Raw genomic sequence first — 13,883 nt, forward strand, 5'->3', positions numbered from 1 at the left:
TATTCCTTTAATGTGTAGGGTAAATCGGTTTGCCCGACCGGATTTAGCGTTTGGCCTGTTGCAGCCATTTATCCAGTTCATTGGCGAATTGCTGACGGTCGCGTTGATTGAGTGCAGGCGGTCCGCCGGTCTGCACGCCGCTGGCGCGCATGGTATCCATGAAATCGCGCATGTTCAGACGCTCTTTAATGGTTTCAGTGGTGTAGCGTTCGCCGCGCGGATTAAGCGCGACGCCGCCTTTCTCGATCACTTCCGCTGCCAGCGGGATATCGGCGGTGATCACTAAATCGCCCGGCTCAGTGCGCCGGACGATTTCATTATCGGCGACGTCAAAACCGGCCTCTACCCGCAGCGTGCGCAGGAATTTGGACGGCGGGGTATGGATGATTTGGTTAGCCACCAGCGTCACCATCATGCCGGTGCGCTCGGCGGCACGGAACAGAACGTCTTTGATGACGTTCGGACAGGCATCGGCATCGACCCAGATTTGCATCAGTACTTTTCCTCATTTTTTAGCCAGTCGCGTACCGGCAGGAAATCGCTGTACAGCGCGGCTTCCGGGCTTCCCGCCTCTGGCTGATAACCGTATTCCCAGCGCACCAGCGGTGGCATCGACATCAGAATCGATTCTGTGCGGCCTCCGGTTTGCAGGCCAAACAGAGTACCGCGATCCCATACCAGATTGAATTCCACATAGCGGCCACGACGGTAAAGCTGGAACTGGCGTTCGCGTTCGCCCCACGGCAGCGCTTTACGTTTTTCAACAATCGGCAGATAGGCGTCGGTAAAACCGTTGCCCACGGCCTGCATGAAATCGAAGCAAGTTGAGAAATCCGGGGTGTTCAGATCGTCGAAGAACAAGCCGCCGATGCCGCGCGCCTCGTTGCGATGTTTGATAAAGAAGTAGTCGTCGCACCACTTTTTGTATTTCGGATAAACGTCGTCGCCAAATGGCTGGCAAAGCTGCTGCGCCGTCAGGTGCCAGTGGCGCGCGTCTTCTTCAAATCCGTAATAAGGCGTAAGGTCAAACCCGCCGCCGAACCACCACACCGGCGCTTCACCTTCTTTTTCAGCAATGAAAAAACGCACGTTGGCATGACTGGTTGGCACGTAAGGACTCAGCGGATGGATGACCAGCGAAACGCCCATCGCCTGGAAGCTGCGTCCTGCCAGCTCCGGCCTGTGTGCGGTGGCGGAGGCCGGAAGCGTGGCGCCTGAAACATGCGAGAAGTTGACGCCCGCCTGTTCGAAGACTGCACCGTCGGTTAACACCCGGCTCTGGCCGCCGCCGCCTTCTTCGCGCACCCACTGATCTTCGGCGAACTGGCCCTGACCGTCGGCGGCTGCCAGTTGCTGAGTAATGTTCTCCTGCAGTTGGAGCAGGAAAGTTTTAACTTGCTGGATGTCGGGAATCGATTGGCTCACGGGCAAACTCGCAGACGTTGACTGAAAAGACATTCAGCGCCTTGCGAGCGCTGAATCAAAAAAATAGGAGGTCAGTATAACGTGATTTGTGCTCAGGTTGGCAGATCAGCGGGGTTTGCGTTCGTTGGCATCGAAGTAACTGAAGAAATTGATAATGCCCTGCGAAATCGCCTGCGCTATCTCTTTACGGAACGCCGTGGTGCTCAGCAACTGCTCTTCCTGATGGTTTGTGATGAACGAGGTTTCCACCAAAATCGACGGGATCGACGGGGATTTCAGTACCGCGAACGCCGCCTGTTCGGTCTGCTGACTGTGCAGGTGGTGGATCGGACGGATGCGGTCGAGCACATGGTGGCCGAGCGTCAGGCTGTTTTTAATGGTATCGGTTTGCACCAGATCGAATAAAACCTGTTGCAGGTAATTGTTGTCTTCTTTGGCATATTTCGCCCCGGCGACCAGATCGGCGTCGTTTTCTTTTTTCGACATATATCGCGCCATCGCGCTGCTGGCTCCGCGATTGGAGAGGGCAAACACCGAGGCACCGGAGGCACTCGGGCTGGTGTAGCCATCGGCGTGAATCGATACAAACAGGTCGGCCTGATGCTGATGAGCCAGCTCGACGCGCTGATATAGCGGAATAAAATGATCGGAATCGCGGGTCAGTTTGACTTCAATATGGCTCTGCTCACCGAGGATGGCGCGTACATAATTGGCGATTTCCAGCACCACGTGTTTCTCTTCTGAGCCTTCGTGGCCAACGGCACCCGAATCAATCCCGCCGTGGCCCGGATCAATCATCACCAGCTTTTTAGAGCCGGGCGGCTTGGGTGCCGGAGCTGATTTGGTGATGTGTTCCTGCTGCGCGGCGGTGGCGGAGCGGGAACCAAAAGCGGCAATGGCTAAACCCAGACCGGACAACAAGAGTTGGCGACGTGTAGCGGCAGCAGGCAGAGGCTGGAAATGCAGAAATTTGTTCAGAGGGTTTAACATCAGTCCATTACCGTCAGAATAAGTGCAGAATGCCCTATGTTATAGAGTATCTTTTTTGTAGTTTCGATCTGAGAACTATTACTTTTTATGAATTTTGTGTCGTGAATGAATATATTGCCGCGCAAATATTTCCCAAAGTAATGATTAATTCTCTGCCGGGCGATGAAAGTGACGGATAAATTGCGGTTATAAAATACACGATTTTCGATTTTGATGTTGCGTATCAAGCAGATCACGCGATAATTAGATCATCCCTTTATTACCCGTGGCGACAGTGATGGAAATTCGCGTATACCGTCAAGAAGATTTCGAAGAAGTACTGACCTTATGGGAGCGCTGCGACTTGCTGCGTCCGTGGAATGATCCTGAACTGGATATTGAGCGCAAAATTAACCACAGCCCGGAGTTTTTCCTGGTGGCGGAAGTCGGTGGGGAAGTGGTCGGCACGCTGATGGGCGGCTACGACGGTCATCGTGGATCAGCGGGTTATCTCGGTGTTCATCCGGATTATCGCGGGCGCGGCATTGCCAATGCGCTGGTGAACCGTCTGGAAAAGAAACTCATCGCGCGCGGCTGTCCGAAAATCAATTTAATGGTGCGCGCTGAAAACGATGCGGTTGTCAGTATGTACGAAAAGCTCGGCTATGAGATTTCAGACACGTTATTGCTGGGGAAGCGGTTGATCGAAGATCAGGAATATTGATCCCCTCAGGCATTCATTAAAAAGCCCCGACAGCTTTCACCGTCGGGGCTTTTTACGTCAGGGCGTGGTTACTTGATGACTTTTACGCTTTTGACGTCCACTTCCACAGAGTTCCAGTCTTTATCGACTTTACCTTCGATGCGGATTTTATCTTTTGGCGATACGTTCTGTCCCTGCCAGCGTTTGCCATCAATCTCAACATTCAGGGTACCGGTACTGTCGCGGAAAATGTATTTGTCATGGTCGATGCGCTGATCGATAAAACCTTCCAGCATTATCCACTGATCGTCTTTCATGGTTTGCGCATCTTTCACCGTGCTGAGCGCAGTCGTGCCGGTGAATCCGCCCTGTGGTGCGGCCTGAGTTTGAGCTTCCTGCGCCGAAGGACCATTAAATCCGCCGGTCTGTTGTGCAAAGGCAGTCGCTGAACATAGTGCGATGAGGGTTGCCAGAGTGATCTTCTTCATCATAATAGGTCTTCCTTAATTAACTGTTTCTGGTGAGTGTCAGCAACTATGGCATCTTTTCGATGTGTTGCTGCGTTGAGAACCATTAAAACAGAGTCTTCTTAACGGTTTCTTAAGCTGCCCTGATTATTGTTTAATTTCCCTTAATGTGCAGGAACATTGTCCTCATTTATGAACCCGGATGATTATAACGACCACGGTATGTTGCGATTGCCGCTGTGGTTCTGGACGATTTTGATTTTACAGGCGCGAACCTGGTTGCTGTTTGTGATGGCAGGCGCGTCGCGTCAGCAGGGCAGTGATTTGCTGGCGCTGTTCTACCCTGATCCCCGCAGTTTCTGGTCAGGTATTTTGCTCGGCCTGCCGCCCGCGATGATTTTTCTGCTCAGCGGCCGCCGTCATTTGTTTCCGCGTGTCTGGCAGGCCGGTTACTGGTTATTGCTGGCGGGCATGTTCGTGACGTTCGCGTTGCAGGCGCTCGGGCTGTGGCAAAGTACTGATATGATTTCGGGTGTCGATATCGTGCTGGCGCTGCTCGATGCCGCCGCGCTGGCGTACTGGCTGTTGAGCCGCCGTCTGCGCGCCTGTTTTGATGCCGCACGACGTCTGGTATGAAGCTTTTGAACTTTTACACAAAGAAAGCACTCGAACTGGCGCTGATTTCGAAAAACTGATCTCTGAAAAATATCCCATTTTTATGCTGCCGGTTTATCCGTCAGGCCGCACCGGCCAACGGGAACGGGCCGTCAAGGAGTGTACTGAATGACTGTTCGCTTACAGGTTCGCCCGATGTTACTGGCGCTGCCTCTGATCCTCACCGGCTGTTCGTCAATGTCACATATGTCGATGCCGAGCGTGTCCTGGTCATCTTTCAATCCGCTTAACTGGTTCGGCAGCAGCCTGACCGTGTCCGACAAGGGCGTCGGCGAGATAACCGCCAGCACGCCGCTGACAGAAGAGGCCATCAAGGACGCGCTGGACGGTGATTATACCCTGCGAAGCGGCATGTCGATGAGCAACGGCAAGATGCTGAGCTTCTATCAGGCGATGAGTGATAAAGAGGTGAAAATGTCCATCAGCGGCGCGCCGAAGGGTTCGGTGGAGCGTGTTGATGTGGTGGATGCTAAAGTCGAAAGCGAATGGGGCGTGAAAATCGGTACGCCGTTTAGCGATCTCTACACCAAAGCGTTTGATGTGTGCGTGAAAGGCGAGGGCGACGATGCCCAAAACATCGAGTGTAAAGCGCCACAAAGCACGCACGTCAGCTACGTGTTCAGTGGTATCTGGCATGGCCCGGATTCTCTGATGCCTGCAGATGATTCACTCAAAGACTGGAAGGTCAGCAAAATTATCTGGCGCGCGGATCCTGCGGCGGCAACTGCGCAATAAAGCCTGAATTTTTGGCCTCACTAAATCCTCAATGCCTTGCCTTCGCGCAAGGCATTTTTATTGACATCCGGTATGATATCGCCGGTCAAATTAACGAGGATGAAAACATGACTCAGGTTCAGAGCGGCATCTTGCCCGAACATTGCCGTTTCGCCATTTACATAGAAGCGAAAGCTCAGGGCGACCTGGATGCGCTCCGGCAGGGCTGCCGGACATTTGTAGCTGCGCTCGAAGAGTTGCAGCAAAAGTTTCCTGATCAACATCTCGGCGCGGTGGTGGCATTTGGTCACGACGTCTGGCGCGACCTTTCCGGTAATCAGGGCGCGGACGAGCTGAAATCTTTCGTGCCACTGGGCAAAGGGCTGGCACCGGCCACGCAGCGCGATATGTTGCTGCACATTCAGTCTCTTCGCCATGACGTGAACTTTGCGCTGGCGCAGGCGGCGCTAAAAGCCTTTGGGACATCCATTGTAGTGGAAGAAGAAACGCACGGTTTTCGCGGAATCGAAGAACGTGATCTCAGTGGTTTTGTCGATGGTACTGAAAATCCGAAAGCCGAAGCCCGTGCGCAGGTGGCGATCATTCCTGAAGGCAGCGTTGATGCCGGTGGCAGCTACGTGATGGTACAGCGCTGGAAACACAATCTGGTGCAGTGGGAGCGCTTCTCCGTGCAACAGCAGGAAGAGGTGATTGGCCGCACCAAGCTGACCGACGAAGAACTGGATTCAGAAACACGTCCGGATACCTCTCACGTCAGCCGCGTGGATCTGAAAGAAGAAGGCAAAGGCCTGAAGATCCTGCGTCAGAGTCTGCCGTACGGCACCGTCAGCGGCGAGCACGGTTTGTACTTCATCAGTTATTGCGCGCGTTTGTGGAACATTGAGAAACAACTGCTGAGCATGTTTGGTGACCTGGACGGTAAACGCGACGCCATGTTGCGCTTCACCCGCCCAGTGACCGGCAGCTATTATTTCGCGCCTTCCCTGACCCGTCTGTTAGCGCTGTAAATTCTCCCTGCGCGTCCGTTTCGGGCGCGCTGTTTTCCCATCCTCCTTCCCACCCGCCTTGTTTCTCCCCTCGATTGTTAATGCCTTATAGCTTTTCATGCTTGAAAATCACTAAATGGTATATAAAACCGTTACAGCCTGAACCTCAGTTATAAATACACTGTGTGATATTGAGCGGCATTTATCAGCGTCGCATATCGGTTCACTCACCTAAGGCTAAGCATGAAAACTATCGGGTTTGCAGAAACGGGGTTGGGTAAAGCGTGGTTTACAGGCAACGTGCTGAAAGGTTCCGTGATGGCGATGTTGCTGGCAAGCGGTGCGGCATCCGCCACCGAATTGCTGAACAGCTCTTATGATGTTTCCCGCGAGCTGTTCGCGGCGCTGAATCCGCCGTTTCAAAAACAGTGGGCTGAGCAAAATAACGGCGACAAACTCGAGATCAAACAATCGCACGCCGGTTCGTCAAAACAGGCGTTGGCGATTTTGCAGGGCCTGAAGGCCGACGTGGTCACTTACAATCAGGTGACGGATGTGCAGATCCTTCACGACCGTGGTGATCTAATCCCCGCCGACTGGCAAAGCCGTCTCCCAAACAACAGCTCGCCGTTCTATTCCACCATGGCGTTCCTGGTGCGTAAGGACAATCCGAAGAACATTCACAGCTGGGATGATTTAACCCGTGCTGATGTGAAGCTGGTGTTCCCAAATCCAAAAACCTCCGGCAATGGTCGTTATACCTATCTGGCCGCCTGGGGCGCTTTCAATCTTGAAGATAAGAAAGATACCGTGAAGACTCGCGCCAAAATGGCGAGCTTCCTGAAAAACGTGCAGGTTTTTGATACCGGCGGCCGTGGCGCGACCACCACGTTTGTGGAACGCGGTCTGGGCGATGTGTTGATAAGCTTCGAATCCGAAGTGAACAACATTCGCAAACAGTACGGCGACGACAAATACGAAGTGATTGTTCCACCTGTGGATATTCTTGCTGAGTTCCCGGTGGCGTGGGTCGATAAAAACGTCGAGAAAAATGGCACCGAGAAAGCGGCCAAAGATTATCTGAATTACCTGTGGAGCCCGCAGGCGCAGAAAATTATCACCAGTTTTAACTACCGCGTATATGACAAAACGGCAATGGCCGCGGCGAAAGGGCAGTTCCCGGACACCCAACTCTTCAAAGTCGAAGACCAGTTTGGCAGCTGGAAGCAGGTCATGGACACCCATTTTAGTACCGGCGGTGAGCTGGATAAACTGTTAGAGCAAGGTCACAAGTAATGTTGTTGTCGAGCAAACGCGTATTACCCGGATTCACCCTGAGCCTCGGCAGCAGCCTGCTGTTCGTGTGTCTGGTGCTGCTCTTACCGCTGAGTGCACTGGTGATGCAGCTGTCACAAATGACGCTGTCGCAATATTGGGACGTGATAACCAACGGTCAGGTTGTCGCCGCGTACAAAGTGACGCTTCTGGCGGCGGGCGTGGCCAGCCTTTTCAACTGCGTGTTTGGCATGCTGATGGCGTGGATCCTCACCCGTTATGAGTTCCCCGGCAAAAGTCTGATCGATGGCCTGATGGATTTGCCGTTTGCGTTACCGACTGCCGTAGCGGGGCTGACGCTGGCGGGACTGTTCTCAACCACCGGTTTTTACGGCCAGTGGCTGGCACATTTTGATATCAAAGTCTCTTACACCTGGCTCGGTATCGCGGTGGCAATGGCGTTTACCAGCATCCCGTTTGTGGTGCGTACTGTTCAGCCGGTGCTGGAAGAGTTAGGCCCTGAATATGAAGAAGCGGCTGAAACGTTAGGGGCATCGCGCTGGCAGAGTTTCCGTCGGGTAGTGTTGCCGGAAGTGATGCCTTCGCTGATGGCGGGCACGGCGCTGTCCTTTACCCGCAGCCTCGGGGAATTCGGCGCAGTGATTTTCATCGCCGGCAATATCGCATGGAAAACTGAAGTAACGTCGCTGATGATTTTCATCCGCCTCCAGGAATTTGATTATCCGGCGGCCAGCGCCATTGCCTCGGTTATTCTGGCGGCGTCTCTCATCTTACTGTTCGCAATTAATACGTTACAGAGCCGCTATGGCCGTCGTCTGGGAGGCCAATAATGTCTGATGTTCCGGCTTTTGCAGGCGCATCCCGCCAGCGTATTGACTGGGTGAAATGGGCGCTGATCGGCACCGGCGTGCTGATTTGTATTCTGCTGTTGGTGATCCCGATGATCAGCATCTTTGTGCTGGCGTTTTCTGACGGTATTGCCGCGGTGTGGAAGAACCTGTCGGATTCCGACATGTTGCACTCCATCTGGCTGACCGTGCTGATGGCGCTTATTACCGTGCCGGTCAATCTGATTTTCGGCACGTTGCTGGCCTGGCTGGTGGCGCGCTTTAACTTCCCTGGCCGCCAGCTGCTGCTGACGCTTATCGACATTCCGTTTGCCGTGTCGCCTGTGGTTGCCGGTTTACTGTATCTACTGTTCTACGGCACCAACGGGCCGCTGGGCGGCTGGCTGGACGCGCATAATATTCAGTTCATGTTCGCCTGGCCGGGTATGGTTATGGTGACCGTTTTCGTCACCTGTCCCTTTGTTATCCGTGAGCTGGTGCCGGTGATGTTAAGCCAGGGCAGCCATGAAGATGAAGCAGCGGTATTACTCGGTGCGTCAGGCTGGCAAATGTTCCGCCGTGTGACATTACCGAATATTCGCTGGGCACTGCTGTACGGAGTGGTGCTGACTAACGCCCGCGCTATCGGAGAATTCGGCGCTGTCTCGGTGGTGTCCGGGTCGATTCGCGGCGAAACCTATACGCTGCCATTACAAGTTGAATTACTGCATCAGGACTACAACACTGCCGGCGCGTTTACTGCCGCCGCGCTGCTAACCCTGATGGCCATCGTCACACTGTTTCTGAAAAGCGGACTGCAATGGCGTCTGAAGCGCCACAACGACCGTCTTGAGCGGGAGGAAATTCATGAGCATTGAAATTAACGGTATCAACAAATATTTTGGCCGCACGAAAGTGCTTAATGATATCTCGCTCGATATTGCTTCCGGAGAAATGGTTGCGCTGCTCGGGCCCTCCGGTTCAGGGAAAACCACGCTGCTGCGCATTATCGCCGGGCTGGAAAATCAGAGCGCCGGGTCCCTGAGCTTTCACGGTAAAGACGTGACACGTCTGCACGCCCGCGACCGTCAGGTCGGTTTTGTGTTTCAGCATTACGCGCTGTTCCGCCACATGACGGTATTCGATAATATCGCCTTTGGTCTTACGGTGCTGCCGCGTCGCGAGCGTCCAAACGCCGAGGCTATCAGGCAAAAAGTCACCAAACTGCTGGAGATGGTGCAACTGGCACATTTGGCCAATCGCTATCCTGCCCAGCTTTCCGGTGGCCAGAAACAGCGTGTCGCGCTGGCGCGTGCGCTGGCCGTTGAACCGCAAATCTTGCTGCTCGATGAACCTTTCGGCGCGCTGGATGCTCAGGTACGTAAAGAACTGCGACGCTGGCTGCGTCAACTGCATGAAGAACTGAAATTCACCAGCGTGTTCGTAACGCACGATCAGGAAGAAGCAATGGAAGTTGCTGACCGCGTGGTGGTGATGAGTCAGGGCAATATCGAACAGGTCGGGGCTCCGGAAGAAATCTGGCGCGAACCGGCGACCCGTTTTGTACTCGAATTTATGGGCGAAGTGAATAAAATCAGCGGTGACATCCGTGGCTCGCAGCTATACGTAGGCGCACATCACTGGCCGCTGGAAAACCCGCCTTTGCATCAGGGGCCGGTCGATCTTTTCCTGCGTCCGTGGGAAATGGAAATCACCCCGCAAAGTAATGCGCGCTGCCCGCTGCCGGTTAAAGTGGTGGAAGTCAGCCCGCGAGGGCATTTTTGGCAACTAATAGTCCAGGCCGAAGGTTGGCATGACGAACCGCTGGCAGTGGTGCTTTCACAAACTCACGGTGTCAGCGCGCCACAGCGCGGCGATCGCTTTTATGTCGGCGGTCTTAATGGTCGCCTGTATGCCGGCGATCAACAGTTGCAATCCGTTGCATTGGCAAAAAGTGCCTGATAATTCATTGGTTATTAGCCGAAAGTAGCAAAATACTGCTTTCGGTTTACTGATGTAATCCTCTCTTTACCTCCGTATTTTTAGTAATATCTCCGACACCTTCCTTGCTCTTCTCCTTGTTCCCCTCGAATAAAAAAAGCAGACATGATCTCTTCAAGAACTTGTGTAGTGGAGGAGAAGTGACTTCATGAATTCTAAAGGACACTAAAAGACAGAGTAAATCTGTAACTTGTACCTTACTGATAGATAATGAGAATGAGAGCTATAAATATAACCAACAAAATGGCATGTAAGGTAATATCCTTTTTAAAGAATAAGTTGGACTTTTAATTAGCATGTGAAAATAATTTTTCATGCTTTGGGTAAATCTTTAAGGCAATTGTATTATTATGTTTAACTTTCTGATTTCTATAGTTTATTTTTATTTAGAATATAATTTAATATTGAATGAAGAGAATGAATTTTTAATAGTTTTTTTGTATGTATTTTACTTGTAAATAAGTCAAAGTTATGAATTTAAAATAGTGTTGCTATATTAAAAATAGCTATCTATAATGCGGCCAATAAATCGGATAGCCTATTTATGAATTGAAAAGATTTCTAATCTGACAAATGTCAGGGAGCCGTCACGGATGGGGTTAGTATGAATAAGAGATACTCATTATTGGCATTGTGTCTAATGGTTTTCGCCTCTGTAGGTTGCAGCAATAAAATGCTGCCCGTACAGGAACAGGCTCAGCCAGGACGTGAAGCATGTAATAAAGAATTTGTAGCTTTAGGTAAGCTTGATCCAAATGCTTATGCATTATATGCAAAACAATTTGCTGAAATTAACAAATCCTATGCCACCTTTAAAGCGCAAGGGGATAAAGTTAATAAAGATGCAAAAGAAGTACTTGGACTTGAAATTGACACCAAGCTTCAACTTATTTGCGCAAGAGTGAAAAGCTCTGCATTTAAGAATATGAAGAAACGGTCAGTTGAATTAAACGCTCTATAAAATAGAGTGTTATGTGAAAAGAAGTAGTTTCAATAAAATAAATTGTGGTGGTTTATTCTTTTTTTATCATCCTGTTTTATTGTAATGCTTGTGTGTAACTCTCTTGTAGTTGAGTTGGATTCATCTATAAATATATTGTCATTTTCCCACGCGATTCAGGTTGCAGGGTAGGTGAAGTATTATTTTGTACGAAAGTTGTTAGTGTTGTTAGTCTGGACGCCTAGAGCTTATTCATTAAATAAGACAGGTAAGCATTTAATCTCTCTCCTAATGATTATTAGCAGGTAGGGTAAATGCTGGGTGTATTCCTTTAGGAATTGCTTACTGATATTTAATTGGAAATGCAACGGGCAATAATCTCTATTAAATCTTTTAAATTATGGAAAATATAATGAACAAATTTGTTAACAAAATGAAATCCAAGGCAAATAAGACTCTTGCCATGAAAAAACAACGTGGTATGAGCTTGCTGGAAGTTATCATTGTATTGGGCATCATCGGTACCATGGCAGCTGCCGTGGTTATCTTGGCTCAGCGTGCATTCTCAAGTCAGGATATCACCGACCTGGTAGATAACACCAACTCCGTGCGTGTTGCTGCCGGTAATGCTTTCCATGACGCTGGCGAATATCCAACGACGGTAGGCGATGCAACTAAAATGAGTGCAGCGGACCTTACTACTAAGAAAGGTGACGAGGCAGCAATGGTCGGTACTCTGGTACAGTTGGGTCAGGTTAGCGAATCTGAAGCTAGAAATGGTATTTCTGGGGATTACTTCCAGATGCAAGGTGTGAAAATTTCTACCGATGCTACAGCGGCTAAAGGTTTCATTTTGGAAATCAATGGCTTGGATTCCGGTGAGTGCCGTAGTGTACTGACTCAGGTTGCTAACCAGTGGGATTATGTCGCGGTAAGCACAGCGAAAGCAGGTGCTATTTCTACTGCTCCAACCAGTCTTGATACCACGGTTGCAGCTTCTGGTGAAACCGGTGTTCTGAGAAGCATGAATGCAGAGGGTGCGGTAAACGTTACCCCTAATCGTATTGCTGAAGCTTGTAAAGAAACATCTGATAACTCCGTTGTTTTAGGTAGTAAATAAGTGTTATATCCCCCTCCCATACGGGAGGGGGTTCAAACTTTGTCTAAAGGTAGATATCAGGTGCGAAAGGGAAATTCTGGTTTTTCACTTCTGGAAGTAATAATCGTTTTGGCATTGATCGGCATGATGTTAGTGATGTTAGCAAATTATAAAAAGAAACAAATTGACGAAGCCGGACGACAGATAACAGCAAATGCAATAGTTCAGGAAATGTATGGTTTCTTAAAGTTTGTTAATGAAGATGAAGTTGCGATGGATAATTCCGCTAAGCCATTAACTAACCCACTCTATACCAAAGATAAAAGCAATATTGATTCATACAAAGATGTTTATTATAAACGTGTGAGCAATACAGGATTACTGGATTCTTTATCAACGACTGACTATTTATCCTGGAAAGGAACTGACTCAAAACGTAAGTATTTTACCCGTAAGGGCTGTGATGGTAGCAGCGCGGACCCAACTCAAGGACAAGTTGATCGAACATTTGAACAAGATTACATCCGTTGTGAGTTACCTCTAATTGCTGTTAATGGCAATATGAAGTTTGACCGTGTCGATTTAGTGGGTAGTGCGACTGAAAGTCTTGCGATTGAGCGTGTAGATTTTATTGTAAGATTTATACCAGATACGAAATCTGAGTACTTATTTTTTGAGAATTACAAACCCGCTTTTGACCAGGCTTTGACAAACTATAAAATAAGTTATAAGCAAGCCGCATTATTGCGTCGCACCAAAGGGGCGACGGATAAAGATTGGAAAATTATCCTGACAAATAAATCGGGAACTGACGCTGCTATTGATTTTGGCACTGTGGCAAGCCACACCAGCGATCTGACTAATTCGCAAAACTATGACTATGCGATTCGATTTAGTTTTGAAACCGGGATTGGGAAATACGCAAAATCTGATGGTTCTACGGGTGTGGACAAGATGTGTTGGAATATGAATACCCGTATGACAGGACCATGCATAGAAGCGAACAATGCGGATCGCCTGCAGATTTACAGTGGCACAGGGAGCACAACGAATAAACCGGGTTTATGTTGGGATTCAAATGAAGGTAAAAGTCTGCCCTGCTTGTCTGTTTCTGAAGGGGACAGTACAGGCGTAAATGGTGATGACCAAACCATGCATCTGACCACTGAGAAAGATAATAAGACGGTTACCGGCACATTAATGGCCAACATTATTGTGGAAAATACAGGAAATGTAGACAGTGACGGTTCTCCAGAATTACTGACTGTACCTGTCATTGAATATCGTGCATTTGGTAATGATTATGATTCTGCTAAAAAAGACACTGACTATACCGGGAATGTCGACAGTGAAAGTGGAACAATGAAGGTCAATGTACAAAAATGCCCGGTTGCGCCTGGTGGTAGAGAAATGTATCCACGACTGGTTGCTGCTATCTCTTCGGTTGCTGCTGATGCCGGTACAGATAGTGATGGTGGTAAAAGTGAAAGTGATTTTTCCAATCAGGCAAAAAATAGAACGGAATTGGGTGTTGTTGGCCGTCTGGCCGGTGTTGCACTCCAGGTTAACTTAAATGGTGATGCGACTAGCTGGACTGTCAGTGCTACGTCCGCTATTTACGATAATACCTCAGGTGATGGTATTAATCTTATTAACTCCAAATCAGTGTCGGTTGTTCTGACTTCTTGGTGCAGTACGATAAAGCAGTGACCATAAATCAAGTTAGCAACAACTGAAATAACTCAGTTTTAAACAGGAAT

Annotated in this window: 15 protein-coding genes; 11 read left to right on the forward strand and 4 right to left on the reverse strand. The window is 49.7% G+C overall.

The window, feature by feature from the left end; translation table 11 throughout:
- Positions 1 to 43 precede the first annotated feature (43 nt).
- The 3 genes from I2123_RS07425 to amiA all read right to left on the reverse strand — a co-directional run bounded on the left by I2123_RS07425 (position 44) and on the right by amiA (position 2,415).
- Positions 44 to 493, reverse strand: coding sequence for a YaiI/YqxD family protein (locus tag I2123_RS07425; RefSeq protein WP_112164912.1), 450 nt, complete (start codon positions 491 to 493; stop codon positions 44 to 46).
- Positions 493 to 1,458, reverse strand: coding sequence for an oxygen-dependent coproporphyrinogen oxidase (gene hemF / locus I2123_RS07430; RefSeq protein WP_213052100.1), 966 nt, complete (start codon positions 1,456 to 1,458; stop codon positions 493 to 495). The genes I2123_RS07425 and hemF overlap by 1 nt, the downstream gene beginning before the upstream one ends.
- Positions 1,459 to 1,530: 72 nt before the next feature.
- The gene (gene amiA, locus I2123_RS07435; protein WP_112164916.1) at positions 1,531 to 2,415 is read right to left on the reverse strand and encodes an N-acetylmuramoyl-L-alanine amidase AmiA; all 885 of its coding nucleotides are present in this window, start codon (positions 2,413 to 2,415) and stop codon (positions 1,531 to 1,533) included.
- Positions 2,416 to 2,692: 277 nt separating this feature from the next.
- Here amiA and I2123_RS07440 point away from each other — a divergent pair, with 277 nt between their 5' ends.
- Positions 2,693 to 3,118: a GNAT family acetyltransferase gene (locus tag I2123_RS07440; RefSeq protein ID WP_112164920.1), complete on the forward strand. Its 426-nt coding sequence runs from the start codon at positions 2,693 to 2,695 to the stop codon at positions 3,116 to 3,118.
- Between the two features lie 68 nt (positions 3,119 to 3,186).
- On the opposite strand, the gene I2123_RS07445 is transcribed toward I2123_RS07440, so the two are convergent.
- Positions 3,187 to 3,585: a YgiW/YdeI family stress tolerance OB fold protein gene (locus I2123_RS07445; RefSeq protein ID WP_213052479.1), complete on the reverse strand. Its 399-nt coding sequence runs from the start codon at positions 3,583 to 3,585 to the stop codon at positions 3,187 to 3,189.
- A gap of 171 nt (positions 3,586 to 3,756) precedes the next feature.
- Between I2123_RS07445 and I2123_RS07450 the strand changes: the two genes are divergently transcribed.
- The 10 genes from I2123_RS07450 (at position 3,757) to I2123_RS07495 (ending at position 13,833) form a co-directional block, all read left to right on the forward strand.
- Positions 3,757 to 4,200, forward strand: coding sequence for a DUF2919 domain-containing protein (locus tag I2123_RS07450; protein ID WP_112164924.1), 444 nt, complete (start codon positions 3,757 to 3,759; stop codon positions 4,198 to 4,200).
- Positions 4,201 to 4,347: 147 nt separating this feature from the next.
- Positions 4,348 to 4,974: an RpoE-regulated lipoprotein gene (locus I2123_RS07455; protein ID WP_213052101.1), complete on the forward strand. Its 627-nt coding sequence runs from the start codon at positions 4,348 to 4,350 to the stop codon at positions 4,972 to 4,974.
- Positions 4,975 to 5,081: 107 nt separating this feature from the next.
- On the forward strand, positions 5,082 to 5,981 hold the full coding sequence (locus I2123_RS07460; protein ID WP_112164928.1) for a Dyp-type peroxidase: 900 nt from the start codon (positions 5,082 to 5,084) through the stop codon (positions 5,979 to 5,981).
- 297 nt (positions 5,982 to 6,278) lie between these two features.
- Complete coding sequence (locus I2123_RS07465; RefSeq protein ID WP_244207721.1) at positions 6,279 to 7,256, forward strand: sulfate ABC transporter substrate-binding protein; 978 nt, start codon at positions 6,279 to 6,281, stop codon at positions 7,254 to 7,256.
- Positions 7,256 to 8,086: a sulfate/thiosulfate ABC transporter permease CysT gene (cysT, locus tag I2123_RS07470; protein WP_112164931.1), complete on the forward strand. Its 831-nt coding sequence runs from the start codon at positions 7,256 to 7,258 to the stop codon at positions 8,084 to 8,086. Before I2123_RS07465 ends, cysT begins: the two co-directional genes overlap by 1 nt.
- A complete protein-coding gene (gene cysW / locus I2123_RS07475; protein ID WP_112164933.1) occupies positions 8,086 to 8,961 on the forward strand; it encodes a sulfate/thiosulfate ABC transporter permease CysW in 876 nt (291 codons plus the stop codon). The genes cysT and cysW overlap by 1 nt, the downstream gene beginning before the upstream one ends.
- Positions 8,951 to 10,045: a sulfate/thiosulfate ABC transporter ATP-binding protein CysA gene (gene cysA / locus I2123_RS07480; protein WP_213052102.1), complete on the forward strand. Its 1,095-nt coding sequence runs from the start codon at positions 8,951 to 8,953 to the stop codon at positions 10,043 to 10,045. The genes cysW and cysA overlap by 11 nt, the downstream gene beginning before the upstream one ends.
- A gap of 643 nt (positions 10,046 to 10,688) precedes the next feature.
- Positions 10,689 to 11,045, forward strand: coding sequence for a hypothetical protein (locus I2123_RS07485; RefSeq protein ID WP_120078184.1), 357 nt, complete (start codon positions 10,689 to 10,691; stop codon positions 11,043 to 11,045).
- A gap of 391 nt (positions 11,046 to 11,436) precedes the next feature.
- The gene (locus I2123_RS07490) at positions 11,437 to 12,144 is read left to right on the forward strand and encodes a type IV pilus major pilin (RefSeq protein WP_244879891.1); all 708 of its coding nucleotides are present in this window, start codon (positions 11,437 to 11,439) and stop codon (positions 12,142 to 12,144) included.
- A 39-nt stretch (positions 12,145 to 12,183) separates the two neighbouring features.
- Positions 12,184 to 13,833, forward strand: coding sequence for a type II secretion system protein (locus tag I2123_RS07495; RefSeq protein ID WP_213052104.1), 1,650 nt, complete (start codon positions 12,184 to 12,186; stop codon positions 13,831 to 13,833).
- The last annotated feature ends 50 nt before the right edge of the window (positions 13,834 to 13,883 follow it).

Origin of the sequence: Rahnella inusitata, from assembly GCF_018288855.1 — a bacterium.
In the GTDB taxonomy this organism is placed as follows: domain Bacteria; phylum Pseudomonadota; class Gammaproteobacteria; order Enterobacterales; family Enterobacteriaceae; genus Rahnella; species Rahnella inusitata.

Bases quoted from the DNA above. Each gene is read 5' to 3' on its own strand.
- I2123_RS07425 (WP_112164912.1), bottom strand. From the start codon at position 493: ATGCAAATCTGGGTCGATGCCGATGCCTGTCCGAACGTCATCAAAGAC.
- hemF (WP_213052100.1), bottom strand. From the start codon at position 1,458: ATGTCTTTTCAGTCAACGTCTGCGAGTTTGCCCGTGAGCCAATCGATT.
- amiA (WP_112164916.1), bottom strand. From the start codon at position 2,415: ATGTTAAACCCTCTGAACAAATTTCTGCATTTCCAGCCTCTGCCTGCT.
- I2123_RS07440 (WP_112164920.1), top strand. From the start codon at position 2,693: ATGGAAATTCGCGTATACCGTCAAGAAGATTTCGAAGAAGTACTGACC.
- I2123_RS07445 (WP_213052479.1), bottom strand. From the start codon at position 3,585: ATGAAGAAGATCACTCTGGCAACCCTCATCGCACTATGTTCAGCGACT.
- I2123_RS07450 (WP_112164924.1), top strand. From the start codon at position 3,757: ATGAACCCGGATGATTATAACGACCACGGTATGTTGCGATTGCCGCTG.
- I2123_RS07455 (WP_213052101.1), top strand. From the start codon at position 4,348: ATGACTGTTCGCTTACAGGTTCGCCCGATGTTACTGGCGCTGCCTCTG.
- I2123_RS07460 (WP_112164928.1), top strand. From the start codon at position 5,082: ATGACTCAGGTTCAGAGCGGCATCTTGCCCGAACATTGCCGTTTCGCC.
- I2123_RS07465 (WP_244207721.1), top strand. From the start codon at position 6,279: ATGGCGATGTTGCTGGCAAGCGGTGCGGCATCCGCCACCGAATTGCTG.
- cysT (WP_112164931.1), top strand. From the start codon at position 7,256: ATGTTGTTGTCGAGCAAACGCGTATTACCCGGATTCACCCTGAGCCTC.
- cysW (WP_112164933.1), top strand. From the start codon at position 8,086: ATGTCTGATGTTCCGGCTTTTGCAGGCGCATCCCGCCAGCGTATTGAC.
- cysA (WP_213052102.1), top strand. From the start codon at position 8,951: ATGAGCATTGAAATTAACGGTATCAACAAATATTTTGGCCGCACGAAA.
- I2123_RS07485 (WP_120078184.1), top strand. From the start codon at position 10,689: ATGAATAAGAGATACTCATTATTGGCATTGTGTCTAATGGTTTTCGCC.
- I2123_RS07490 (WP_244879891.1), top strand. From the start codon at position 11,437: ATGAACAAATTTGTTAACAAAATGAAATCCAAGGCAAATAAGACTCTT.